The 23826-nt window shown below is 70.0% G+C and carries 22 protein-coding genes and 1 pseudogene; 13 read left to right on the top strand and 10 right to left on the bottom strand.

The window, feature by feature from the left end; genetic code table 11:
• Window positions 1-74 precede the first annotated feature (74 nt).
• The 4 genes from ACFWR9_RS02245 (at window position 75) to ACFWR9_RS02260 (ending at window position 1858) form a co-directional block, all read left to right on the top strand.
• Window positions 75-494 (top strand): phage holin family protein, encoded by a 420-nt coding sequence (locus tag ACFWR9_RS02245; protein ID WP_383834148.1) that lies wholly within the window; start codon window positions 75-77, stop codon window positions 492-494.
• On the top strand, window positions 491-859 hold the full coding sequence (locus ACFWR9_RS02250; protein ID WP_383834151.1) for a DUF3618 domain-containing protein: 369 nt from the start codon (window positions 491-493) through the stop codon (window positions 857-859). Before ACFWR9_RS02245 ends, ACFWR9_RS02250 begins: the two co-directional genes overlap by 4 nt.
• A 423-nt stretch (window positions 860-1282) precedes the next feature.
• Window positions 1283-1639, top strand: coding sequence for a PRC-barrel domain-containing protein (locus ACFWR9_RS02255; protein ID WP_383834154.1), 357 nt, complete (start codon window positions 1283-1285; stop codon window positions 1637-1639).
• Between the two features lie 51 nt (window positions 1640-1690).
• Window positions 1691-1858: a hypothetical protein gene (locus ACFWR9_RS02260; protein WP_383834157.1), complete on the top strand. Its 168-nt coding sequence runs from the start codon at window positions 1691-1693 to the stop codon at window positions 1856-1858.
• Window positions 1859-2965: 1107 nt separating this feature from the next.
• Here ACFWR9_RS02260 and ACFWR9_RS02265 read toward each other — a convergent pair.
• The 4 genes and pseudogenes from ACFWR9_RS02265 to ACFWR9_RS02280 form a co-directional block, all read right to left on the bottom strand.
• Entirely contained in the window at window positions 2966-3421 is a 456-nt protein-coding gene (locus ACFWR9_RS02265) for a hypothetical protein (RefSeq protein WP_383834160.1), read from the bottom strand.
• 182 nt (window positions 3422-3603) lie between these two features.
• Window positions 3604-4602, bottom strand: a complete 999-nt coding sequence (locus tag ACFWR9_RS02270; RefSeq protein WP_383834163.1) for a hypothetical protein — start codon at window positions 4600-4602, stop codon at window positions 3604-3606.
• On the bottom strand, window positions 4599-5315 hold the full coding sequence (locus ACFWR9_RS02275; protein WP_383834166.1) for a DUF4386 family protein: 717 nt from the start codon (window positions 5313-5315) through the stop codon (window positions 4599-4601). Before ACFWR9_RS02275 ends, ACFWR9_RS02270 begins: the two co-directional genes overlap by 4 nt.
• Before the next feature lie 206 nt (window positions 5316-5521).
• A pseudogene (locus tag ACFWR9_RS02280) lies at window positions 5522-5851 on the bottom strand (DUF4345 domain-containing protein); the annotation flags it as partial.
• 977 nt (window positions 5852-6828) lie between these two features.
• Between ACFWR9_RS02280 and ACFWR9_RS02285 the strand changes: the two are divergent.
• Window positions 6829-7875 carry a hypothetical protein gene (locus tag ACFWR9_RS02285; RefSeq protein ID WP_383834169.1) on the top strand — a complete coding sequence of 349 codons (1047 nt, stop codon included), beginning with the start codon at window positions 6829-6831 and terminating at the stop codon, window positions 7873-7875.
• An 18-nt stretch (window positions 7876-7893) separates the two neighbouring features.
• Here ACFWR9_RS02285 and ACFWR9_RS02290 read toward each other — a convergent pair whose 3' ends face one another.
• Window positions 7894-9060 (bottom strand): hypothetical protein, encoded by a 1167-nt coding sequence (locus ACFWR9_RS02290; protein WP_383834172.1) that lies wholly within the window; start codon window positions 9058-9060, stop codon window positions 7894-7896.
• A 170-nt stretch (window positions 9061-9230) separates the two neighbouring features.
• On the opposite strand from ACFWR9_RS02290, the gene ACFWR9_RS02295 reads away from it, so the two are divergent.
• From ACFWR9_RS02295 to ACFWR9_RS02305, 3 genes are all read left to right on the top strand, one after another.
• On the top strand, window positions 9231-10982 hold the full coding sequence (locus ACFWR9_RS02295; protein ID WP_383834175.1) for a DEAD/DEAH box helicase: 1752 nt from the start codon (window positions 9231-9233) through the stop codon (window positions 10980-10982).
• Window positions 10979-13111 carry a hypothetical protein gene (locus tag ACFWR9_RS02300; RefSeq protein WP_383834178.1) on the top strand — a complete coding sequence of 711 codons (2133 nt, stop codon included), beginning with the start codon at window positions 10979-10981 and terminating at the stop codon, window positions 13109-13111. The genes ACFWR9_RS02295 and ACFWR9_RS02300 overlap by 4 nt, the downstream gene beginning before the upstream one ends.
• A 284-nt stretch (window positions 13112-13395) precedes the next feature.
• Window positions 13396-13716 (top strand): hypothetical protein, encoded by a 321-nt coding sequence (locus ACFWR9_RS02305; RefSeq protein ID WP_383834181.1) that lies wholly within the window; start codon window positions 13396-13398, stop codon window positions 13714-13716.
• A gap of 162 nt (window positions 13717-13878) precedes the next feature.
• On the opposite strand, the gene ACFWR9_RS02310 is transcribed toward ACFWR9_RS02305, so the two are convergent.
• Complete coding sequence (locus ACFWR9_RS02310) at window positions 13879-14301, bottom strand: type II toxin-antitoxin system VapC family toxin (RefSeq protein ID WP_383834184.1); 423 nt, start codon at window positions 14299-14301, stop codon at window positions 13879-13881.
• Window positions 14298-14528, bottom strand: coding sequence for an antitoxin (locus ACFWR9_RS02315; protein WP_383834187.1), 231 nt, complete (start codon window positions 14526-14528; stop codon window positions 14298-14300). Before ACFWR9_RS02315 ends, ACFWR9_RS02310 begins: the two co-directional genes overlap by 4 nt.
• Window positions 14529-14785: 257 nt before the next feature.
• Between ACFWR9_RS02315 and ACFWR9_RS02320 the strand changes: the two genes are divergently transcribed.
• A complete protein-coding gene (locus tag ACFWR9_RS02320) occupies window positions 14786-16324 on the top strand; it encodes a UvrD-helicase domain-containing protein (protein WP_383834190.1) in 1539 nt (512 codons plus the stop codon).
• Window positions 16325-16675: 351 nt separating this feature from the next.
• On the opposite strand, the gene ACFWR9_RS02325 is transcribed toward ACFWR9_RS02320, so the two are convergent.
• Complete coding sequence (locus ACFWR9_RS02325) at window positions 16676-17221, bottom strand: tyrosine-type recombinase/integrase (RefSeq protein ID WP_383834193.1); 546 nt, start codon at window positions 17219-17221, stop codon at window positions 16676-16678.
• Window positions 17222-17307: 86 nt separating this feature from the next.
• On the opposite strand from ACFWR9_RS02325, the gene ACFWR9_RS02330 reads away from it, so the two are divergent.
• The 3 genes from ACFWR9_RS02330 (at window position 17308) to ACFWR9_RS02340 (ending at window position 21216) form a co-directional block, all read left to right on the top strand.
• Entirely contained in the window at window positions 17308-17559 is a 252-nt protein-coding gene (locus tag ACFWR9_RS02330) for a hypothetical protein (RefSeq protein ID WP_383834196.1), read from the top strand.
• 119 nt (window positions 17560-17678) lie between these two features.
• The gene (locus tag ACFWR9_RS02335) at window positions 17679-18398 is read left to right on the top strand and encodes a UPF0158 family protein (RefSeq protein WP_383834199.1); all 720 of its coding nucleotides are present in this window, start codon (window positions 17679-17681) and stop codon (window positions 18396-18398) included.
• A 241-nt stretch (window positions 18399-18639) separates the two neighbouring features.
• The gene (locus tag ACFWR9_RS02340) at window positions 18640-21216 is read left to right on the top strand and encodes a DUF6397 family protein (RefSeq protein WP_383834202.1); all 2577 of its coding nucleotides are present in this window, start codon (window positions 18640-18642) and stop codon (window positions 21214-21216) included.
• 242 nt (window positions 21217-21458) lie between these two features.
• Here ACFWR9_RS02340 and ACFWR9_RS02345 read toward each other — a convergent pair whose 3' ends face one another.
• Window positions 21459-21854: a type II toxin-antitoxin system VapC family toxin gene (locus tag ACFWR9_RS02345; RefSeq protein WP_383834205.1), complete on the bottom strand. Its 396-nt coding sequence runs from the start codon at window positions 21852-21854 to the stop codon at window positions 21459-21461.
• Window positions 21851-22129, bottom strand: a complete 279-nt coding sequence (locus ACFWR9_RS02350) for a hypothetical protein (RefSeq protein ID WP_383834208.1) — start codon at window positions 22127-22129, stop codon at window positions 21851-21853. The genes ACFWR9_RS02345 and ACFWR9_RS02350 overlap by 4 nt, the downstream gene beginning before the upstream one ends.
• Window positions 22130-22254: 125 nt before the next feature.
• On the opposite strand from ACFWR9_RS02350, the gene ACFWR9_RS02355 reads away from it, so the two are divergent.
• Window positions 22255-23706, top strand: a complete 1452-nt coding sequence (locus ACFWR9_RS02355) for an MFS transporter (RefSeq protein WP_383834211.1) — start codon at window positions 22255-22257, stop codon at window positions 23704-23706.
• Window positions 23707-23826 lie beyond the last annotated feature (120 nt).

A 23826-nucleotide genomic window follows, 5' to 3' on the forward strand; every position in this document is an offset into this window, starting at 1 on the left:
GACCCGGCACCATCGGGTAGGCGGCGCGCAACGACAGCACGGCCTTGTCCGTGCGAGGAAGGCACGTCATCACGATGAACAAGCCGCCGGAAGAACCCAACCCCACCGCCACCGAAGACTCGGTGGGTGAACTGGTCAAACACGCATCGGAGCAGCTCTCGCAACTGGTGCGCCAGGAACTGGCCCTGGGCCAAGCGGAGATGAAGGAGAAGGCGAAGCGATTCGGCTTCGGTGGCGGGCTGTTCGGCGGAGCCGGGCTCGTCGGCTTCCTCGCGCTGCAAGCCCTCGTGGTCACCGCGATCGCTGCCTTGGACCTGGTGTGGCCGCTATGGGCCGCTGCCCTTGCCGTCACGGCCCTCCTCTTCGCGGTCGCCGGCACGCTGGCCGTCACCGGCAAAAAGCAGATCGGTCATGCAACCCCGGCTTCCCCGCAGCAGACCATCGAGAGCGTCAAGACAGACGTCGCCGCTATCAAGGAGAGTGCACACCGATGAGCGACAACAGCAACAACTCCGCACCTACGCCGGCAGATCTCCGCGAGCAGGTGGAGAGGACACGGGAGGAACTGAGCGGCACCGTGGAAGCGCTCGCCGCCAAGGCGGACGTCAAGGCACAGGTGCAGCAGACTGCGGCAAGGGTCCAGGCCCAGGCCCAAGAGACAGCGGAGAAGGTCAAGGAGCAGTTCCAGGACAAGACCACCCGCGCCCGGCAGATGGCACAGGAGAAGACGCCCGACGAGGTAATCGACAAGGCCGGCCAGGTGGCGGAGGCGACACGCACGCACCGCGGCGCGATCCTGGCGGTCGGCGCGGCAGCAGCACTCGCCACGGTCATCCTGATTCGTCGCCGCAAGCGTTGAGGGCCCGGGCCCGGCAGGTCTAGAGATGTGGCTCCCTGAGCTGTACGGCTACGCCATGGCCGCAACGAATGACCACATGGCCACAGCCTTGGACTGCATCAGTCTGCCGCGCGTGTTGCGCGAGAACCGTCAAGGCGCCCCCTCACACCCCGACTGCCCTCCCGCGTCTCCATAAAGCCTTCCGGTCATTCCGAAGATAAAATGGACACACATGAACCGCCAAGCGGCTGTCGAAGTTCCGTTCACTCTTCGGCCCCGCGCACCGCGCGAAAACCTCGGAGTGTTCAACCGATAGCTCGCCAGCACTCAGCCCTGGGTTGTGCTTGCGATCCGAGAGCCCCCGCCCGCTGCTGCTTATTTACGCGAGTGCCCGGCACTTGTAGGGGTCCCCGGGCAACTCACGCATCTTCAAAGGAGACGCCCATGTTCGAGGCTACGGATCTTCGGGAGTGGCAGGGCGAAACCGTCGTCGACGCCTCTGGCGACAAGATCGGCTCTATGGAGGCGATCTACGTCGACACCGCCTCCGACCAGCCGCTCTTCTGCACAGTCGAAATCGGCATGCCCACCCGCAAGCGCCTCGCCTTCGTACCGCTGGATCAGGCACGCGTGGGCCCCGGCTACGTCAAGGTCACCGTCGACAAGAAGCAGGTCAAAGACGCACCGTCCATCGACACCGACGGCGCACTGCCCGCAGAGGACGAGCCCGCCATCTACAGCCACTACGGCCTCGACTACCAGACCGGCGGCAGCGGCGAACGCCGCCTCGCCCGACGCTGAACCGGGGCGCAGATCGCCACGGCCCCCAGCGCCCCAACGAGAGGACCTCTCGTGATCGTCTTTCTCCTCCTGCTGCTGGTCGCCGTGGTCCTGGGCTTCATCGGAGTCCTAGCCGAGGGCCTCATCTATCTGCTGATCATCGGCATCGTGGTGGCCATCGCCGCATTCCTCTACCTCGGCCGGCGCATGGGCCGCCGCTCCGGTCCCGCACCCCGCTGAACACGCGGAGACGCGCCGCCATCGTGGAGAACCACGTCTGCGGTCGGCAAGCAGAGCTCCTGCCGCTCGAGCGGCTATGCCTGGGAGCCGATTGGGAGCCGACTTGCTCCCGCGCCCCTTCCGCACCCCGCGAGGCCGATAGAGACCAAGCCTCTGATCAGGCAAAACGCAATCCGCGCAGGCAAGATCGCCACCCGAACCTCTTTCGGGACGAAGAGGTCGTGGGTGCAGATCCCGTTACTCCGAGCGCAACACCTTCCACACCACGGGTCAGGGGCCCCTGGTATGCAGATGGACGGCTGAAGAGCGTGTCGGAGATCCTGCCCTTATCGGAAGTGAACAAGAGGCAGCTGGAACCGCGATGGCGGAGGCTGCCTGGCTTGCCGACCCCACGAAGCGCACTCGGGGGAGCGCAAGGGGAGCGCGGACGCCTCTGGACCCTGCGGCACCACGATGCACAGCGAGACGGTCACGTGCTTTCTGACCTGCGGAAACGGGATCTGCCGCCATCACGCGTCACAGCCCACCATGATCGCTAGCGTGCTCGTAATGCGTAGGTCTCGGGTTCGAATCCCGAAGGCGGCTCAGGAAAGCCCAGGTCAGGGGCCAAAAGGCCCTCCATGAAGATCATGGAGGGCCTTTTCTATGCCCTGATGGGAACATTCTGGGAACGCCATCTCTTCGATAAGTCCCCTGTGTCCATAATTATTGATCTTCGGGACCATTTTGGGGGATCTGGCGTGGGCCGGGTTATCGGTACTCGGTGTTGCCAGCCAAGGGCTTGGGTGTGCATACGTGGTGCTGCGGCGTTGTTTGGGGCCTCGAGTTCTGGCGCCGGCGGGACTCATGTGAGTGAGCTCGAGGGCGAAGTGACGTCCCAGCGGTCGACGTGGCCGTGTGGGCCTACAGCCCGTAGTTCTTAGTTAGCGGAAGTAGCGGTACAACGCCACGACCCGTGAGCGGGCTATCGATCGGTCCGGGCGGTCGGCGCAGTGTCACGGCTCGTCGCCGGCGTCCGGGTCGCGTAGCCGGCGCAGGGCTCTGTGCGGCCGGTCCGGACGGCCGCCGCGGCGGCGGATGAGCCGGTGGCGCTCCTACGCGGGCATGTCAGGGGCGTGTGCTCTTGGCCGCGGGGCGGCGGCCGCGGCGGGTCTTGCCCCAGGGCTTGTAGATGGACAGTGTCGTCGCCGTGACCAGCAGCACCAGGGCGATGCTCATGACGATCACCAGCTGCAGGCTGAGGGATTCAGGGGCCTTGCCCACCTCTGCCTGTTCGCGTAGCCAGTGCTGGAGGAAGAAGTGGCCGTTCAGCATCAGGATGATGTTGATGACGAGCTTGGTCACGATCCAGTAGTGCTTCAGCAGGCCCCACTGCGTCGCCGTCGCGAGGAGCAGGCCGGTCAGCAGGGTCGTCCAGGCGATGATGGCGATCAGTTCGATCCCGAGGACCTCCATGACGACGCGGGTTGCGCTGACGAGTCCGGCGTCGTCGGTGGTGAGGCCGACCAGCCCGAGGAGGAGCTGGGCGATCTCGATTCCCACCCAGCCGACCGCCACCGTCACGTGGAGGGTGAGGATCGCCTTGCGCCATCGCTGAGGTAGGCGTCGACCCCTTCCCGCGGCGAGCGGTGTTCGGGGGTGGGGTGCCGGGCGGGCTGCCGGACCGGGGGCAGTGCCCTCTGCTGCCGCGCTGCCCGCGCTCGCGCTCGCGACGGTCCCGGGGTGCTTCCTGCTCGCGGTCTGGGTCATGTGTCATGCCTCCGGTCGTCGTCGTCCAGGCCGGCGGCGAGGGCGGCGCGGTGCGAGCCATGGGTGGGTTCCCGGTTGCCGGGCCTGGTGGAACCGCGGTTCTCACGTACGCCCGGCGATACGCCGAACGCCAGGAACGCCAACGCGGGGGCCACCGTGACGCACGCGCTCACCACGGCTGTGGTGGCCGGGGAGGCGAAGGTGAGGCCGACCGCGGCCGCGGCGGTGACCAGCACGACGACGGCGCCGTACGCGGCGACGGTGAGGCGGATCAGGCGTAGCCGCTCCGCCTCCGGTCGTCGGGTACGGCTCAGAAGCCAGGCCAGGGAGGGCAGCAGCAGGACGGCATGCATGGTGACGGCATGGGCGGGGCGCAGGAAGCCCGCCGCCTGGTAGGCCTCGGCCGCGCGGCCCGCGCCCTCCAGCGTCAGCCCGTAGGCGATCATCACCGCTCCGGCCGCCATGGAGCCAGTGAGCGCCACCAGTCCGGCGCGGAGCGCGAGCCTCATGCTGGGGGCGGCTGTCGGGCGGGGGCGCAGTGCGGCGACAGTGAGTGCGACGACGACCGCGATGAGGGTGACGCCGCCGGCCGCGAGGGCGCGCGTGACGAAGGTGTCGAAGGTGGTCTCGGTGTTGAAGTGCGAGGGGACACCGCGCCATGCCTGCAGGGTGATCAGACCGGTCTCCAGCAGGGACGCCGCGGTGAACGCGCCCAGGAGGAGAGTGCGGGTGCGCGCGGCGAGCGGGAGGAGCCGGCAGATCCAGGTGACGGTCAGCACGCTGACACCGAAGGACAGCCCGAAGGTGATCGGCTTCCGCCAGGAGACGGGGCCGTCCCACGGGCCGCCGGCGAGCAGGAGGACGACCGTGTGGAAGGCGGCGGACGCGAGCAGTAGAAGGGCCGCGCCGACGGGGGTCTGCCAGGCCGAGCGCGATCGTACGGGCGAGGTGACGGTGATGCGTTCGTCCGCGGTCATGTGCTCGCCTGCGGTCATGCGTTCGTCCGCGGTGCGTTCGGGCGCGCGCGGAACAGTGCGAACGCGGCCCACACCAGCCATGCCGTGCCACCGAAGCGGACGACGGGCAGCAGGTAGCCGAAGTCGAGGGCGAGGAGCGTGAGGGTGGCGGCCAGTCCGGCGGCGGCGATGACCAGCCCGGTGGTGGCGCAGGCGCGCGGCAGGAGCCCACTCTCGCGGGCTGCCAGGCAGGTGCCTGCCGCCAGGAGAGCGAAGGACACGGCGTATCCGACACCGCCGGCGAGGAAGGACAGGTCTGCCAGGGCACGGGCCAGGGGTGCGGGTGCGTCTTCCTGAAGCCGGCTGAGGGTCCAGGTGAGCGCGGCACTGGAGGCCAGTGCGCCACTGGCCAGGAGTCCGCCGGCGAGGACTGTCACCGCCGCGGCGCCCTGGTCCTGTCCCTGCCCCCGCCGCACCAGCCGGGCCAGGGTGGCGGCCACGGGCACCAGGAGAACGGCGGCGATGAGCAGCAGGAAGGCGCCCAGGTCGATCGCTGTGCCGTGGTCGCGTACGTGGCTCAGGATGTCGCGCCCGGAGGCGTCGGGCTGCGGGGTGGCGCGGTTGGTGACGACGTACGCGGCGGTGAGTGCGGCGTAGGAGAGCGAGACGGTGAGCAGCGCAACGGCACCGCGCGGGCGCGGGACCGCGCCCCGGAGCGAGGCCGCGTGGGACTGTTGTGCTGATGTGAGCATGACATCTCCTGGATTATCGGTGAAGGGATTCGGCGTGGGTCCCCGGCGGGCGGTGTGGGCGTGCAACCCCGGTGCGCGACAGCCAGAATGCCGCTGCGGGGGCACCATGGTCGTCCCGCAGCGGGAGGTGGTGCCGCTACTCCGCGGGGAGTAGCCGCACCGGGGTGTCTCCACAACGCGGCGGGTACGGTGCCGGGCGGCGCGGGTCACGCAGGATCCGGAAGAGGCGGCCTGGCGGCCGGCGCACCCGCGGGCCGCCGCTCCCGGGACGCCCGCTCGTCGGCATCCGCGAGCCAGAACCAGGTCAGCGGGAAGACCAACTCGATCACGGTCAGCGCCACCTGGAACCAGTGCGGCCACCCGTGCACCGCCAGGGACAGCAGCCGCCCCACGCCGCCCAGCAGGAACACCGCCGCGAGCCACCGCACCACCTTCGCCGGGACGGGGTCCTGCCGGGCTGCCCACAGCCAGGCCAGCCCGTACCCGGCGAAGATCGCGCCGAAGAACCGGCCCAGGCTGTCCAGAGTGGGGCTTGCCCCGGGTGAAGGGGCAGGACGTCATTCTCATCCCAATGCAGATGCGAAGCTCCCCAGATCAGCCCCGCACTGCAACCAGCGACGCTGCCGTTCAGCACGGTCCTGGGGCCGGAATACGGGAACGGATGGGAACCTGGTGGGAACGGAAGGACCAGGGACGATGCGGCAAGGCTCAGCGAGGGCGGGCGCCCGCACCCGCTCTGACCTGCAACTTTCCCTAGAATCAGGTCATGCTGATCAGGATCGGGATGATCATGTGCTGACTCGTAATGCGCAGGCCTCGGGTTCGAATCCCGAAGGCGGCTCCATGGTGAGCCCCAGGTCATGTCCCTGACCTGGGGTTTCTTGTTTTCGTTGACCTTGGAATTCGGGCGGATGGGGCACTTGTGCCCTGTGCATCGCAATGCGTAGGTCGTAGGTTGACTCCTTGCAGTCGACGGGCAATGGTAGGGCTCTGACCAGCTGTTTTGGCGCACTTGATCCTTCGGTTGCGTATGCGGGCGGAGGCTCCGGTGGGCTGTCGGTGGACAAGCGTGTGTGACGGTGCCTCAGGGTCGTCTCGTAGGCCGTGGTGCCGAGGGTTCCGGTGTCGCGGGCAGAATGGTGGTGGGCGGCGTAGGCGTTGTGGTGTTCCTACAGTCTGAGGGAACAACTTGGCTGCACAGGGTGATGTCACTGGTGAAGTTGCCGTCGTGGCGTCGCCCACGGACATGCCCCCCTTTCGTGGGAGGATCGGCAGGTGGCCGGAGCGCGGCGGAGGTGACGTCGTTGGTGGCGGACGAGGCTATGGCGCGGCGCCTGCTGGGTTGGCTGGTGCCCGACGGTGACCCGCTCGTCGTGCTCTCTGCGGCCGAGGTCGAACGGTTCTGCTGGTACGAGCTGCCTCACAAGTGGCACGCGGACGTCCGTGAGCAGCGGCGGGCTGTCGCCGTCCTGGCCGACCTGCTGACCGGGCCGGCCGCGTTCGGGCGGCCGCGGTGTGCACCAGCGGGACCACCGCGGCGGTGCTGGCGGCCTGGCAGTGCTCCGAGGAGGCGGGCTTCGCGGCCTACCGCAAGGCCGAGGCCGCTTCGCCCACGACCCCGCCAGACGTATCCGAGCTGAGCTGGGGGCAGGTCATGGGTATCCAGGAAGCGCTGGCCCGTGCCGACCTCGAACGCCGGCTGGAGCACGCCCTGGGGGAGGGCGAGCTCGACCCGGACGCGCGTACGTTCCCGGCTGCGCGCCGGCGTCTCGTCCAGCACTGGATCACCACCGCGCAGGCGTGCTCGAGGGGCGCACCCCGCTGGAGGCCGTCCGCCGCGAACGGCGCCGACGTGTGGGCCGCGGCGCCCCCACATGAGCGTCGCGCGCTGCTCGCCGCCGTCCTGCCGGCCCTGGAGGAGCCGGCCGCGGCCCCTGCGGACACCGCTGAGCCGCTGCTGTGGCTGCTGGAGCAGATCGGTGACGGCGTCACCCTGACCCAGGCCGGTTACCTGCCGCGCGAACTGGTGGCAGCCGCGTTCGCCCGCTACCCGCAGTGGTACCCGATCGGCAAGGGGCCGCGCTCCGAGGCGGACCTGTACCAGCTGGCCCACCTGCACGAACTCGCCCGCATCCACCGACTGGTGACCAAGCGCCTTCGTACGCTCAAACTCTCGGCCGCCGGCCGTGCTCAGCTGACGGACCACCAGCTGCGCCAGCACACGGCCGCGCTGGCCTGGCTCGGCACCACCGCGGCGGATCGGCAGGTGGCCGAGTGCGCCCTGGGCGCGTTGTGGGCGGCGCCCCGGCTCCGCGAGGACCTGCGCGATGCCGTCCATCCGGTGCTTGCCGCGGGCTTCACCCACGGCGACGGCACCGGGATGGAGGTGAGGGACACCGAGCGGCTGCTGTGGAGGTTCTGGCACACCGGCCGCGAACTCGGCTACCTCGACGAGCGTGAACGGCCCGTCGACGCCCCGGTCTCCCTGTCCGCCACCGGCCGCCCGGCCGCCCTCGCCGCGCTCCGCATCCTGGCCGAGGGGCCGCGCGACCACATCTGAACGCGCCTCAGTGGGCCGTCAGGCCGTCAGGCCGGCGTTGGTGAAGCGCCGCGTCAGCGAGGGCTTGCCGCGGTGCTGTTCACGCAGGTCGTGCAGGCGCCGGGCGAATTCCTCGGGGGTGCCCGCCCGGTCGTGGACCTCGCGGAGATCCTTCAAGAGGGTGACGGCGATGTCGTAGGGGCCGGGCTGCTTCTTCCCGATCAGATGGGTGATGTCCTCCCAGGCTTGCCCGGAGTTCTCGGCCAGGTGGTCCAGGTGGCTCTCACGAGCTGCCTGTTCGGCCCGGCGAGCCCGGGCGCGGGCCTGTTCCTGCTGCCGGATGTGCTCGCCGCGCACCTCGTGGGCGGCGTCCAGGAGCTCGGCGGCGGAGCGGCGTGGGGCGGCGGTGGACGGTTCGGCTGTACCGCGGGACGCGGCGCGGTGGCGGGCCAGCAGAGTGGGGCCCGGTTGCGGGGCGGTGCCCAGCGCGGCGTCCAGCAGCAGAGTGTCCTTCTCGTGGGGTGGCAGGGCGCTGATCCAGGCGGCGAGCGCGTCCTTGTCGATCGTCCGGGAAGGAGCGGAACCACTGGCGCGGGCAGCCGCGGTGAGCAGATGCGGGTCGACACGAAGGAAGTCGGCCAAGGCCTGCTGCGGGCCGGTGAGCCGGCCAAGGCCGGCCGGTACGGGCGGCTCGAGGGTGGAGGTGTACTCGCCCTCGTCGACGTCCTCCTCCAGTTCCCAGCGGGTGAGCGCGGAGAGCCAGGCCAGATAGAGGGGACGCAGGTCGCCCGCGGCGAGTTCGGTGCGCAGGGCGGTGAAGGAGGCGAGGGTGCAGGAGGTCTCGAAGTCCCACTCGCCGCCGTCCTCGGCCTCGTAGGAGAAGTCGAGCAGCAGGTGCCCCTTCCTGGTCCAGCAGGTCAGGGCGTCTTCCACGCGGAACGGTTCGACGGCGTGAGCGGGCAGCAGTGTGGTGGGCAGGCGCAGCAGCAGGCGCCGCGAGCCCCAGTTGGCGAAGTACAGGTGGGCGTCGTAGAACCGCTCCGTCAGTTTGCGCTCGTCGCCGCGGAAGTTGCCGTAGTGGTACTCGTTGACGAAGTGCGTCGCGCTGATCCGGGCCCGGCTCGACAGGGCCCGTACCTTTTCGAGCTCGTCCTTCGTCAACGGCCGGTCGATGGCCTGGAACTCGTAGTACTGGTACTCGCTCACGGCCGTGCAGCCTACCGACAGGCACTTCGGCGCGTTTCGCGAGGCCTGGACTGTCCCTCTTTCGGGTGAGACCAAGGTTACGGCTCTGGCGACGCCGTCGGTAGGCTGGGCCGGCCGGGTGACGGAATGTGCCCGTTGCCGTCCGCACGCCGTTCCCCGAGCGAGGTCGCTTGAGTACCGCCGCCACCCGCCCTGCCGCCGTGGACAGCTCGGCCCCGCGGCCCGAAGGGCTGCCCGACGCGTTCGCGATGCTGTTGGCCCAGCTGGGCGCGGCTCCGGTGGATCCGGTCAACTCGGTGCTGGTGGACGCGGCGGTGGCGGTATGGCGCAGGCCCGGTTTCGACTCCTTCCTGTCGCTGCCGCAGCTGTCGTTCGTGCCGTTCGGGTACCAGATGCAGACCGCTCGGACGGTGCTGCGGCGGATGCGAGGCCGGGCGATCCTGGCCGACGAGGTGGGCCTGGGCAAGACCATCGAGGCGGGCCTGGTGCTGTCCGAGCTGCGGATGCGCGGGTTGGCGGATCGGACGCTGGTGCTCACTCCGGCCGGGTTGGTCGAGCAGTGGCGCGAGGAGTTGGAGCGCAAGTTCGGCCTGCCGACGGTGATCGCCCGGGGCCGCGACGGGTACTGGGCGGAGGTGGACGCGGAACGGCCGGTGGTGCTGGCCTCGATCGCCTCCGCGCGCCGGGAGCCGCTGAAGTCCCGGCTGACCGCAGGGCAGTGGGACGTGGTGGTGGCGGACGAGGCGCACCGGTTGCGCAATCCGCGCAGCGCCTCGGGGAAGCTCGTTCGGGCCCTGCGTGCCCGCTACCTGCTGCTGCTCACCGCGACTCCGGTGGAGAACCGGTTGCAGGACCTGTACGAGCTGGTGAGCCTGGTCGCGCCCGGGTTGCTGGGTACGCCCGCGCAGTTCCGCCAGCGGCACGCCGGGGCCGGGGCGGATCCTTCGGCGCCACGGAACCTCGACGCGCTGCGGGCCCGCACCCGTGAGGTGATGGTCCGTCACCGGCGCAGCGAGGTCGAGGTGCTGCTGCCGCAGCGACTGGCCGAGACGGTACTGGTGGCACCCTCGCCCAAGGAGGCGGAGCTGTATGCGGGGATCGCGGCCAGAATCAGGGCCGAGGCCAGGGGCGCGTCCCCGGCGCGACTGCTGACCCTGCGCGGGCTGACCCGGCTCGCCGGGTCGAGCCCCCAGGCTGCCGTGCCGACCCTGGCCAAGGCCGGCTGGCCGGACCTGGCGGCGCTGGCCCGGGAGATCGAGGGGTCCACCAAGGCCGATCTCCTGCTGGAGCGGCTGCGCCGACACAACGGACAGGGGGAGAAGGTGCTGGTGTTCACCGCCTTCCGGCAGACGCTGGACGCGCTCGCCGCGAGGCTGAAGCGCGAGGGCGTACAGGCGGCGGTCTACCACGGCAGCCTCTCGCGCCGGGACAAGGAGGCGGCGGTGGCGGCCTTCCGCGATTCCGCGCCGGTACTGCTGTCCACGGAGTCCGCCGGAGAAGGCCGCAATCTGCAGTTCTGCCATGTGATGGCCAACGTGGACCTGCCGTGGAACCCCATGCAGATCGAGCAGCGCCTGGGCCGACTGCACCGCGTGGGGCAGGAGCACGACGTGGTGCTGACCAATCTGGTCGCCCGGGGCACCATCGAGCAACGGATCCTCCACGTCCTCGAATCCAAGATCAATCTGTTCGAGCTGGTCGTCGGTGAACTCGACATGATCCTGGGCCGGGTGGACGAGGACTTCGACTTCGAAGCCTCTGTCTTCGACGCCTTTGCCACCGCGGAGGACGACGTGGAGTTCGCCGAGCGCCTGGAGTGCCTGGGCGAGCAGCTGGTCAGTGCCCGCACGGACTACCTGGACAGCCGCGGCGCGGTCGACGCGCTGGTCGGCGGCGACGACGAGCCGGAGGCGGGCCGGTGATCCGGAAAGAGGCCGGGCTGACCTTCTGGCTGGACTGGGTCGCCCACCGCGGCGGGCTGTGGGAGGACGCCGGGGACACCGCCCTGGCACTCCTGCCCGCTGCCCTGGCGGGCGAACTGGAGCTGCCGGAGGAGACCGCGATCACCGCCGACCCCGATGTCGCCCGCGAAGACGGCGCCCTGCTGCTGGTGACCGGGCACCCGGTGGTCGCCAGGGCCGCCGAGAGCGTCCTGGCCGGGGGAGACACCGGCACCCTCACCCTGGCCGCGCCGCGCTCCGTGCCGCCCGACGCAGCCACGCTGCTGGCCAAGGCCCGAGAGTATCTGCCGGTCGACCACGGGCGCCTGGATCCGCGTGCCGACGCCACGCCCGAGCGGGTCCTGCGGCCGGTGCTCCGCGTGGGCGCCCTGGTGGGCTACGAGCTCTCCGCGGAGGACCACTTCCAGGAACAGGCCGAGGTGTTCGTCGACGTACCCAGCCGCCTGCGGGTGCCGGCGAGGGTCAGCGAGCGTTTCGCCGGCACCGGCCATGACCCCCTCGCCGGGACCGCACCGCCTGCCGGGCTCGCCGCGGCCGTGGACTACGCCTCCACCAGCCGGCCGGACCTGGCGGCGGCCCTCGCCGAGGCCCACCGGTTGCTGGAGGCGGCCGCCGTGCTGCGCCGCGACGGGCTGGCCGGGCAGATCGGCGACGCGTACGCCAAGGAGCGCACCCGCGCCGAGGAGTACTACGCCGCCGCCGTGGACTCCCTCCAGCGTCGTGCCGCCACCGCGCCCGAGGACCGCGCGGCACTGCTGCATGCCCGTATCGACAGCACCCGCGAAGAGCGGGCCCGCCGCCTGGCCGAGATCACCGAGAAATACCGTGCCCGCCACACGCTCACTCCCTACCGGTTGCACCTGCTGAGAGTGCCGGCGCTGCGCCTCGCACTGGACGTCCGCAGGGGCGAGCGGCGCTACCCGCTGGACCTGGACTGGCTGCTGCCCGCCGGAGAGTTCGCCCCACTGCGCTGCCCGGCCTGCGCCCAGAGCGGTGCGCCGCTGTTCGCGGCCAAGACACACCTGGGCTGCGCCCGATGCCTGGCCCGCAAGCGTCCCACCCCACATCCGGCCCCGGAGTCCGTACCGCCGCCCCGCGACGGCGCCGCCCCACACGCGACGGCATCCGCGGCATCCGCGGCATCCGCGGCAGGCGCGGCGGCGCCGGTGCGCGCGGACGCCTCCGTCGCCGTGGGGCCGCCGGCCGCGCGAAACGCCCAGGCCGCGGCCGGCGGCTCCGCGCCGCGGAGCAGAGGCGAGGCGAAGGCCGGGCGAAGCGCCGAGACGTCACCGGTGCGCTCCTCCTCCCGGTCCGGCTCCCGGCCCGCCGCACCCGGCCGTGCCCCGTCCCCGCCGCAGCGCCGGTCTTCCGATCCCAAGACCCTGAACAAGCGGGCCGTCACCTTCTGGGAGCACGCCGCGGCAGGCGACCGCCGAAAGCTGGAGCGGCTGTGTGCCCCGGACTCGCCGGCCGCCGCCCTGCTGCGGCTGTACGGCGCGGCCGGGCCGCTGTACGGGATCGGCGTCGGCTCCCGGGAACGGGTGGAGTCCTGCAGCGCCGTGGCCTTCCCCGCCGAGGGACGACGCGGCTGGGACGGTGCCGGAGGCGAGGTCCACACCGACCGGGGAGACCATGACTACCTGCTGCGCTGGTCCCCCGGGCCCGCCCCTCTGATCGCCGAGGTCCTGCCCCACCAGACCCCCTACGCGATGAATGCCGGCATCATGATGGCGCGCTACCGCTCCGGTGGTACCGAGTCGGCGGCCACCCGCCTCCCGCACACCGGTGCCGAACTGGACCCGGTCGCCCGCCTGCTGTGGCAGCACACGCCTGCCCGGCGCGGGGCACACCTGGCCGCACGGGCCCTGGCCTCCTGGTGGCGACTGACCGACCCGCAGGCATTGCGGGAGCACTACCCGGCTGTGGTCCTCGCTGCCGCCGCCGAACGGTCCGCCTGCTACTGGAGCGGCGTCAGCGCAGGCGGCTACGGAGACGCGGCACGGCTGTGGCAGGTCCCTGAGGCCAACCTGCGCAAGGCCGGCACGCACCTGCAGCGCCTGCTGAAACTGACCCAGGACCAGCCCTGGTAGTCGAGCCGCCCGGAACGCACTGACGAAAGCCGGAGTGGATGAGCAAGCTCCGTCTCAAGGGCCTGGGTCTTCGAAAAGAGGCGCTTGCCGACAGCCTCGACCTCGATCACCGTGGCGACGTCGGTCATCGGGCGACGGTGGTCCTGTGGTCAGCTCCGAGGGCGGCCTCACCTCCCCCCGCGGCGCGGCTCCCGTGTCTGGTTGCGGATCGAGGCGTCGCCGGTGTCGCTGACGGACACCGCAGCGACCGGCGGACAGCGCTCGGGCAGGGGCACACTGGGCGTATGGAGTCACGGGTTCGGTACGCGGAGATCCGGCCCTGCACGGTTCCGGAGACGCTGGAGGAGCCGGCCGGTCCGGCAGCCGGGGTGGTGGTTCTACCGACCGTGCCGGACGACACCGAACGCCGCCTCGACAAGGTCCGCGACACCGGCCCGGTCCACCTCATCGAGTGCGCCGACGAAGCCCTGGCTACGCTTCTTGCGGGCGACCGCCGCCTGCGTGCCCTCTGCACCCGCCTCGACGAGCGGCAGCCGGCCGTCCCCGCTGAAAAGCTCCCCGCGTTCCGCAAAGCCCTGCTCGCCCAGGGCTACCCACTGGCCTGACCCGGACGGATCCGCTCCGGCTCGGCAAGGGGGAGCGCCGGAACCTGATCGGGGCGCGGCGGACGCCAGGGCCAGACCCAGCAGACCCAGTGCGGCGACAGCTATGAACCCCGCAGACCGTTCATGGGTTGTGGGGAACCCTGCACGTTGGTGCTGTTGGGGTCAGGTGCTGGACGCCTCGAAGGTCTCGATCGTGCAGCGTGCTGCGCCGCTGCGCTCGATCCTGGCGTCGCTGGTGATCAGCGGAATACCGAAGCTCTCGGCGAGGGCCACGTAATGCGCGTCGTAGACGGAGAGGTTGTTCGACAGCTCGCGTACGCGCTGCCACAAGACCAGCGTTGGGTGCAGGTCGAGAGCGAGGGCCTGGTAGTCGGTGATCGCCTTCACTGCCTCCTTTTCCGTGATCTTCGGCTTGCCCCCTCGCCGGCCGCGGGCCAACCCGAAGGCGGCCGAGGTGATCTCGTAGTCCAGCAGGCCTGGCGCTGCGAGGGTATCGGCGCGGCCCACCCGCTCACGGATCGCGGTTCCGGTCTTGCCGTGGTCGAGGAGGAAGTGCACAAGGCTGGAGCAGTCAATGACGATCAACGTCGGTGCCGCCCGTCCTCGATGGCGTCGAGGATGTCGGTCGTATCGAGCTCGGTGCGGGTTTCACGCTCCAGGCGTGTGGCCATCTCCGCGAGGGTGGGCTTGACGGCTTCCCGGGAGAGGAGCTCCAGGGCGTATGCCTGGAGTGACTTGCCCGCCTGTGCGGCGCGGACCTTCAGAGCGTTGACTGTGTCGTCCGGGACATCCCGGATCGTGATCGCGGTCATGCCTTCACTTTAGCGGCAATGCAGGTGATATGCAGTCGTCGGAGGCTGGTCGTACTGTACCCAGACGCTCCGCCGTGCGGCGTGCGACACGGCCAGAGAGCGCCGGCGATGCATAGGCGGCCCTGCCGAGGGCGGGTCGTCATCCAGCTGCCAGTGCGGAAGAGGCCGGGGATTCCTGTGATCGCCGGACGTAGATCATCTCTGTGTGTCACCTTGCGATTGCGCTATGAAGCCGCACCCACCCTTTGAGGAGCACGATGCCCGCACCTACTCCCGAGCAGAGCACGGCCGTCGATACCTTCCGGCGAGGGGACCACCTGGTCTTGCAGGCCGGCGCCGGAACCGGGAAGACGACGACGCTGGCGATGCTCGCGTCCAGCACGGCCAAACCCGGCCGGTACATCGCGTTCAACAAGTCGATCGCGAACGACGCAGCCCACAAGTTCCCCAGCAATGTGCGGTGCAAGACCGCGCACTCGCTTGCCTTCGGCGCCGTGGGCCACAGGTACGGGTCCCGGATGAACGCGCCCCGGGTGCCAGGCTGGAAGACCGGTGCCTCCCTGGGCATTGCCGTCAACATGCGCATCCGCATCGGCGAGCGGAACGTCACCAACAAGGCGCTCTCGTACACGGTGCTGCGGACCGTCACCCGCTTCTGCCAGTCCGCTGACCGCACCATCCAGCGCCACCACGTCCCGCGCCTGCGCGGCATCGAAACCGAAGCCCTGCACGCCCAGCTCGTCGACGTTGTGCTGCCGTACGCCAACCGGGCGTGGGAAGACGTCCAAAACCCCCAGGAAGGCGTCGTCCGCTTCGACCACGACCACTACCTGAAGATCTGGGCCCTGACCGAGCCGAGGATCGAAGCGGACTTCCTGCTGCTCGACGAGGCCCAGGACACCAACCCCGTTGTCGAGAAGATCTTCAACTCCCAGCGCGACCACACCCAGTTGGTGATGGTTGGCGACTCGGCCCAGGCCATTTACGGGTGGCGCGGCGCCCGGGACGTGATGACCGCCTTCGACGGCACCCAATTGGCCCTGTCCCAGTCCTTCCGTTTCGGCTCCGCGCTCGCCGAGGAGGCCAACCGGTGGCTGCATATCGTCGACTCCCCGATCCGGCTGACCGGCACCCCGGCGATCAACACCAGCCTGGAACGCGTTCAGGAACCGGACGCGATCCTGTGTCGGTCCAACGTCGGCGCGATGCTCGAAGTCATGCACCTGCTGGAAGAAGGCCGCCGCGTCGCCCTCGTCGGCGGGGGCGAGGCCCTGCGGGCCCTCGCCCGAGCCGCCCGCGACCTCAAGGCGGGCAAACGCAGCACCCACCCTGAACTGATCCTCTTCGACTCCTGGGGCGAGCTTCAGGAGTACGCGGAATACGACCCGTCCGGCCGTGACCTGCTGCCCCTGGTCGATCTCGTTGACGAACACGGCGTCGACGTCATCCTCGACGCGGTGGACAAACTCTCGGTCGAACAGGGCGCTGAGATCGTGGTCTCGACCGCCCACAAGGCCAAGGGCCGAGAATGGGCCTCCGTCCGCATCGGCGAGGACTTCACCGAACCGATGGACCAAGAAGAGACGGACGAGAACGGTGACCCCTTGCCCGGCGACATCGACGACGCCGAAGCCCGCCTCGCCTACGTCGCCGTCACCCGCGCCCGCCACCGACTCGACATCGGCGGCCTGGGCTGGATCAACCAGCACCCCGACGGCAACCCCGGCGGAACACAACCGCGCCAGGACCGCGAACCTCCCTCTCCGTGGGACACATTGGGACCCGCTCCAGACTGAGCCGACCCACCGGGGCGTGCCCGCCGATCGCGGGTACACCTCCACTCGCTGCCGACGAGGGTGCTTTTGTCGAGTTTGGACAAGCGGCCTCGTGTGCCCGGCTGGCCTCGTCAGTAGCTGCGCTTGCAGCCATGTAGTGCCCTTGCTGACCACTTCCGGCAGCTCCACCGGTGGACAGCCGGTGGACAGACGCCTTTGGACCGTGCATCACGGGGTGGCACAGGTCAACCAGTCGCACGTACTTTGATCAGGCAAAAGGTCACTGGGTGGCACGACGAGGCACCACGCAACATGACCGCTCATGGTCTCGTAATGCGTAGGTCTCGGGTTCGAATCCCGAAGGCGGCTCCATTAAACCCCCAGGTCACATAGCCTTTCACCTGGGGTTTTCTGTTGCTCGGGGCACGACGGGTCACACGGTCGGGTTGTCGTGACTTTGCCTGCGTGAGCGATGCGTGAGCGGATCCGCCCGTGGACCTGCTTCTGGGGCTTGGGGCGCTTGGCCTTCTCCTTCTTCGCGGCCTTGCGTGCCGCCTTCTCGGCCTCGGCCTTGCGCTGAAGGGGAACCAGCTTCGCCGTCGCCTCGGCGGCACTCCTGACGACCTGGGGCAGGACGCTCTGGTAGATGTCCCGGGTGATCCAGGTATCACTGTGCCCGAGGGTGTCCGACACGATCTTGATGTCGATGTCAGCGGCGAGCATGAGGGTGGCAGCGCCGTGGCGGAGGTCGTGCAGGCGGATCGGCGGGAGTTCGGACGCGGTGACGAGACGCTCGAAGAGATCGGTCACCTTGCCCGGGTGGAGCCAGGAGCCGTCCTCCTGGGTAAAGCGGTCCGCGTCCTGGCGTTCACGGTGCCGCTTCAGGACGTCGACGGTGTCGTCGTCGAGTGCGACCACGCGATACCCGCTGTCCGTCTTGGGATCGGGCGCCTCGACCTCCCAGCCGTCCTGGACGAGTTGGGAGGAGAGCCGAGCATCTGCTGGTGCTCGCCGAGAGCCTGCTCCAGCTCGTTGAACTGGCGGGCGGCCGAGACGGCGCCGAGGAGGCGCTGCGCGCCCAGGGCATCGAGGCCAGGGACGCGATCGCCGCCGCACTGGACTCCACGCACCCGGACCGGCCCGGGCTCGACGAGCTCAGGTGGCTGGCGGCCCGCGCACTGGGTGCCCCCGGCATCCGCCTCGCCCAAAAGCCCCGGCGCCCCGCAGGCAAGAACGGCCACAAGCGGCGCCGCTGACCGGAACAACATCGTCCACCCGCAGGCACCGGGTGAGACCGGCACCAGTACGGACACGACGACGGGAAGCCAATAGGTCCCGGCGTCGTATGTCCTCGGCGGCGCGCTACCGTCGGGCTGTGGCCGAGGGATGGGACGAAGACGCGCTGCGTGCCGTGCGCGGCGCGCTCCACACGCAGGACGGGGCGGCGCTGCTTGCCGCGTTGCGCCGTGGACCCGTGCGTGAGGTGCTGCAGCTGGCCGGCGATGGAGTGGCCGAGGCCGCGGCCGCGCCACGGGGCCTGCCGGGGGCCGCGGAGATGGCGGCCGCGTTTCTCGACGCACTCCAGGAACGGGGCTTCCGGGGCGATGAGGAACTGGCGCACCGGCTGCGCACGGTCACGGGAGACGCGGCGATCCCCCTCCTGCGCCCGATTCCGGTCGATGTGGAGATGCTCGCCATGCTGCTGGAGGGTGACCCGGCTGAGTACGGGGGCCGGCTAGATCTGTCTACTGGGGAGTGCTGGCCGGCGTTTACTGACGAGCGGGAGCCTGGGCTTGAGGCCGAGGAGACGGACGATTCCGAGCGATGGCTGTGCGTTCCGGCTCTGGGCTCCAGGGCCGGTTACCGGGACATGGAGCTGTTCATCGACGGGCTCGGCGACGCCGCCCTCAGCGACCGGCTGCGGATGGCCATCGGCGGGCGGGGCGCTTTCCGGCGCTTCAAGGACGTCCTCGCTGGTGACGGGCGTTCCTGGCGCTGGTACCAGCGGTTCTGCGATGAGCGACAGCGCGGTCGGGCCCGCGACTGGCTGGCTGAGGAGGGCTATTGTCCGAGGCTCCCCGTGCAGCGGCTCTGACCCGGGCAAGGGGCGGAGAAAGCAGCCCGTGCACCACTCCGACGCAGATGGAAAGCCTTGCCGAGCCCATCTACGTGCGAGGCCGAGAGCGTGGCGTCGTGTTGGGCGCAGCCGACCATCGTCTGCGCCTCCCGAGCCTGCCGGAGTCTCAGTTCCAGGTCACCTCCAGTGACAGTGCGATCACCGATTGTCAGACCCAGGTGTCACAGTGTGAAGCACGGTGAACACGGGGGAGGACAACATGGCCGGTACGACAGCGAGGCACCTCACGCTCGAAGCGGCACGCCGGGAACTCGGCTTGCGACGAGACGAGTTCACTCTGGGGATCGAACACGGCGTGATCTGTACGTGCTGGAGCGGGGACGAGCTGTGCGTCAGAGCAGGCGAGGTGGCCCGATGGCGTGCGAATCCCAGTGAACTCGCCGAGCTCACCCGCCTGGTGCACGCAACAGAGGCTGCCGGACTTGCGGGGATCAGCAGGCACCGCTTCGACCAGTTGGCGCGCGCCGGGGTCATCCGCCCGGTCCGGTCGTACACCAACCGCTATCACGCCGAGGTCTGGCAGTACTCGGCCGCGGACGCCCGCCAGTTGCCCGAGCGCCGTCCCGAGCTGCTCGATGCCCGGCTGCCCGGCCCCTACCTGGCCGAACTGGCCTCCGGCGCCGACCGCCGGGCCGAAGGCCACCGTACGCGGCTCCGTGCCCAGGCGTTGCTGATGCTGCGTGACCCCTGGACGAAAGCTGCAGCGTGGTCCTACTGGTTGAGTTCCGCGCAGTCGCCCACCGACCGTGGGCAGCTCAACCATGCCGAGACCGTCCATCTCGCAAGGCGCGCCGCGGAGGAGAGACTGACCGAGGTGCTGGGCTCGCACGCCAATCCTGTCACCCTCGAGGAGCAGGCAGAGGCCGCCGGGGAGTTTACGACCGCCCTGCGCAGGGCCCGGCGCAGCCGCCCGGCGCCCGAGCTGGTCGCCCCATCCGACGCGGCGGCGCGACTCGGTTGCGCTGCGGAGCAGATCCCGGACGAGTACCGCGACCGCGGCGTCCCCGCGGATCTACTCGAGCAGAGCGTGGCTCATGACCTGGCCACGGTTCCCGCCCCAGCGCGGGTCGCGGTGGTGCGTGAACAGCGAGCCGCGCAGCGCCGGAAGGAGGAGCGGCAGGCGGCCCGGAAAGCAGAACAGGCCTCGAAGCGGCTGCGAGAGCGGCGCGAGCACGCAGCCGCCGCGCGTGCCCGCGCTCATGTCCCGGAACGGACAGCCGACCCCAGGGTCACGTTCCACCTGGGCCCCACCAACTCCGGCAAGACACATGACGCCATCGCCCTGCTGGCCGCCTGCGCCGAGGCTGGGCGGACCGGCGTCTACGCAGCGCCGCTGCGCATGCTCGCCTTTGAGGTCTACGAACGGCTGCGCACCCGGCTCGGTGCGGAGCGGGTTGGTCTGCTCACGGGTGAGGAACGCCTCAACCCGGATGCGCCGGTGCTGTGCTGCACGGCCGAGGCGGCGCCCACCGTCGGCGACTTCCTGGTGGTCGACGAAGCGCACTGGCTGGCCGACGAAGACCGTGGCCATGCCTGGACCCGCCTCTTGTTGAGCGGTGCCCACACCGACGTGCACGTTTGTGCCGCACCGGAAGCCGAAGATCTGTTGCGTAAGCTCTTTGCCCCCGGCACGGACATCACGGTGGTCCGCCACACCCGGCACGGCACACTGAGCCGGACGCAGGGATTCCAGGCTGTGACTCTCCCGTCGGCAAGCGCGGTGGTGGCCTTCTCCCGCAAAGCCGTTCTCGCTCTGCATTGTGAACTGCTCGAGGCGGGCCGGTCGGCGACGGTCCTCTACGGCGCGATGCCACCCGCGGCCCGCCGTGAGCAGATCCGGCGTCTCTCCGAGGGCGAGGTCGACGTGATCGTCACCACGGATGTGATCGGTCACGGTGTCAACCTTCCGCTGAGTACTGTGGCGTTCGCGGAAACGGGCAAGTACGACGGCAGATCCCGCAGGGAGTTGCTCATCTGGGAGGCGGCCCAGATCGCCGGCCGGGCCGGCAGGCGGGGCCATGACGCGGGGGAGGGGCTCGTGGGTGCCTACCGCAGCCGCCTGCCCGGCCTCACCGTCGGCGCCCGGCTTCTGGACCAGGCTGTCCAGGCAGCCAATGGAGCGCGGTCCGGTGGCCTGCGCGTCACGACGGCTCGGCTGCGTCCCACCTGGACCGACCTCGGACGACCGGAGCCCGGAGAGATTCCGCACGCTGTGGCCGGCTGGACCGCCGCCGCCCGTAAGACCGCCCAGGAGTGCTCATGGCTGCGGCCGATGCCCGTCGCCGAGATCCTCCTAAAGCTACAGGTGGCACGCCAGGCCGTCGCGGCATCTCTGGACGTCGACGCTCGTTGGCCGCGCGACGGCCACACCGTCTGGCGTCTGATCACCATGCCCATCGACGTGAACCGCCCGGCCTACCCGGCCGTCTGCCGGGCGGTCCTTCATGGCGCGGCCCTGCACCACCTGATCCGCCCGGCCGTATGTATCGAACGAATGACCTTGCCTCAAGCCGAGGAGTACGCCGCGACCATGCGAGACCTGGGAACTGCCGTCCTGGCCTTCGGCCGTGAATGCGGTGGCCTGAGCGCGGAGGAGGTGGCGGCCTGCGAGCAGACGGCCGCCGAACGAATCAACCAATTGGTGGCCGCTTCCCGACCACTGGCCACGCATGGCAGTTGCGCCTCCTGCGGTGAACCATGCGCCCCCTGGTACACACACTGCGATACCTGCCACTCCGCCCGCTTCTCCTGCTACGACGTCGAGTTCGACTGGTGAAAGCGGACCGCCGGGGCTATGGCCTCCAGGTCGGCGCCTGCCGTGGAGGACTGATCCATCAGGGTGCCGTCGTGGCCGGAGTTGGAGCCGGAGCCTGGGACAGAAGCCGGGGTAGGACAGAGGAGGACGGTGATGTGGGGTGCGTCGGCGGGTCCGGGCGACTGCGGAACGGACCTGCGCCTCCGGCCCGTTCGCCGTCGACCAGGGATACCCGCGTTCCGTTGAGACGTGGCCTCGCAGAATCAGACCTTGACGATGCGGACGCCTGGGCGGCCGCACAGCATGAAGAGGTCCTGGGGGTCCGATGTCAGGACGGTCACAGGGGCGGGTGAGGCGAGTGCGGTGGCGGCCACGATCGCGTCGAGGGCGTACTTGTGGCCGTGCAGGCCGGCTGAGGCAAGGAGCTTGCTGGCGTGGCGGGCGATGGCTTCGGTGGGCGGGATGATGTTGACGCGGGAGACGGCGTAGTCGAAGCGGGCCTGGTTGGTCTTGGGGTCACGGGCTTCGACGAGGGTGACGGAGCTGGTGATGACGCGCATGTCCTCGGCCTCGGCGGCGGCGAGCCACTCGGTGAGCTCGGGGGTGCGGCGTACGAGCTTGGACAGGCCCTCGCAGTCCAGGACGAGCGTGCCGCTCACGCGGCGTCCACGGAGTCGGCCGCGTCACCGCGCAGGAGCGCCCGCTTGGCCTCGACCGCAGCTTGGTCCACCGGGCCGTGCTGGGCCTCCGCGTCTTCGATGAGTTCGCGCAGCCGGTCGCGCTCCAGTTGGCGTTGGATGAGGGCCTCGACGTAGGCGGACATGCCCCGCTTGCCGGTGCGTGCCTTCAGGGCGGCGATGGTGCCTTCGTGGAGGGAGACGGAGACCGGGCGTACGGGACCTTCGCCGGGAGCGGGGTCGGGGGTGGTAGCCATGGAGCCACTTTAACAAAACCTTTGTTATTGTGGCGGTGCTGGGTGGCACTGGCAGTGGCAGTCTCCGCGGGAGTGGTCTCGAGGGGGATCTGGCTGAGTGGCGGCGGTCGGCCGAAGGTGGGTGCATGACTACCGCTGATACCGCCACGACCACCGCGGGCACCCCGCCGGACGGGGTCCGTATGACAGGCCGCCAGGTCGCCGCCCTGGTGGTGCTTCTGGCGTCGCAGTTCATGATGGCCGCCGACTTCTCCGTGCTGAACGTCGCGCTGCCCGAGGTGGGGGCGTCCCTCGGGTTCTCGACCGGGAGCCTGCAGTGGATCACCACGACGTTCGCCCTGTGCGCCGCCGGCTGCACCCTGGTCTTCGGACGCGTCGGTGACTACGTGGGGCGCAGGCGCATCTTCACCGCCGGGATGGTCCTGCTGACCGTGTCCTCACTGGTCGGCGGCGTCGCGGACTCCCCCGCGGTGCTGCTGGTGGCCCGCACGCTTCAGGGGCTGGCCACCGCCGCCGTCACGCCGGCCGCGCTCGCCCTGCTGACGACCGCCTTCACCGAACCCGGTCTGCGCACCCGCGCCCTGGGCCTCAACAGCGTGATGATGAGTTCCGGCTTCAGTGTCGGGGCGGTCCTCGGCGGTGTGCTCACAGACGTGTTCTCCTGGCGCTGGGCCTTCTTCATCAACATCCCCGTGGCCATCGCGGCGATCGTCGTGGTGTCGATCGTCGTCGACGAGAGCCGGGCCCAGGAGCGGAGCCGCATCGACCTGCCGGGCGCCCTGCTGATCACCCTCGGCCTGTTCGCGGTGATCTACGGGGTCACCCGTGTCGGTGAGGAGGGACTCGACCCGGCCGCGGGAGGTTCGCTGATCGCGGGCGCCGTGCTGCTCGGCGCGTTCTGGGTGGTGGAGAGCCGTACCGCCGGTGCCCTGGTGCCGGTGAAGATCCTCAAGAAGCCCGACATCGCCTTCGGCAACCTGGCCGCCCTGTTCATCTTCGGCGGCCAGACCGCGCTGATCTTCTTCACCGGCCTGTACGTCCAGAACGTGCTCGGTCTGTCGTCCATGATCGCGGGCCTCGTGCTGCTCGGTATCGGTGTGGGCCAGATCATCGCCGGGACCGTCGGTCCGCGCATCCTCCAGAAGGTCTCGCCGCGCACCATGCTCGGTGTCTCCCTCGCGCTCCAAGGGGCGTTCATGCTGCCGGCGCTGTGGGCCGGCTCGGACTCGTACTGGCTGGTCCCGCTGATCGCCACCCAGTTCGTGAACGCGTTCTTCTCGATGCTGGCCGCCCTGTGCTTCATGGTCATCGCCACCTCGTCCGTCGACTCCGACGCCCAGGGCATGGCCACCGGCATGGCCACCCAGAGCCAGCAGGTCGGCATCGCGATCGGGATCCCGCTGGTGAGCGCGGTCTTCGCGGCCGTCGTCGGACAGGGCACCGTCACCGCCGCCGAAGAGCTCACCGGGATCCATGTGGCGATCGGTGTGGCGGGGGTCTCCCAGATCGCCGTCGGGCTCCTGCTGTGGCTGGCGCTGCGCGGGAAGGTCCGGCAGGCGGCACACGTCACCGCGTAAATCCCCCGGCGCGGTGGCCCCGACGGGCGGGGGGGGGGGGTGAAACCACCCCCCCGCCCGGGCCGCCGGCCGCGCGGCCCCCGGGGGGGGCGCGTGCGCGCGGGTGGGCGGCCGCGAAAA

Source organism: Streptomyces sp. NPDC058534, assembly GCF_042717365.1.
GTDB lineage: Bacteria > Actinomycetota > Actinomycetes > Streptomycetales > Streptomycetaceae > Streptomyces.

Excerpts from the sequence above, each read along its gene's own strand:
- ACFWR9_RS02245 (WP_383834148.1), top strand. The coding sequence starts at position 75 with ATGAACAAGCCGCCGGAAGAACCCAACCCCACCGCCACCGAAGACTCG.
- ACFWR9_RS02250 (WP_383834151.1), top strand. The coding sequence starts at position 491 with ATGAGCGACAACAGCAACAACTCCGCACCTACGCCGGCAGATCTCCGC.
- ACFWR9_RS02255 (WP_383834154.1), top strand. The coding sequence starts at position 1,283 with ATGTTCGAGGCTACGGATCTTCGGGAGTGGCAGGGCGAAACCGTCGTC.
- ACFWR9_RS02270 (WP_383834163.1), bottom strand. The coding sequence starts at position 4,602 with ATGACCGCAGGCGAGCACATGACCGCGGACGAACGCATCACCGTCACC.
- ACFWR9_RS02275 (WP_383834166.1), bottom strand. The coding sequence starts at position 5,315 with ATGCTCACATCAGCACAACAGTCCCACGCGGCCTCGCTCCGGGGCGCG.
- ACFWR9_RS02305 (WP_383834181.1), top strand. The coding sequence starts at position 13,396 with ATGGAGTCACGGGTTCGGTACGCGGAGATCCGGCCCTGCACGGTTCCG.
- ACFWR9_RS02315 (WP_383834187.1), bottom strand. The coding sequence starts at position 14,528 with ATGACCGCGATCACGATCCGGGATGTCCCGGACGACACAGTCAACGCT.
- ACFWR9_RS02320 (WP_383834190.1), top strand. The coding sequence starts at position 14,786 with ATGCCCGCACCTACTCCCGAGCAGAGCACGGCCGTCGATACCTTCCGG.
- ACFWR9_RS02340 (WP_383834202.1), top strand. The coding sequence starts at position 18,640 with ATGGCCGGTACGACAGCGAGGCACCTCACGCTCGAAGCGGCACGCCGG.
- ACFWR9_RS02350 (WP_383834208.1), bottom strand. The coding sequence starts at position 22,129 with ATGGCTACCACCCCCGACCCCGCTCCCGGCGAAGGTCCCGTACGCCCG.
- ACFWR9_RS02355 (WP_383834211.1), top strand. The coding sequence starts at position 22,255 with ATGACTACCGCTGATACCGCCACGACCACCGCGGGCACCCCGCCGGAC.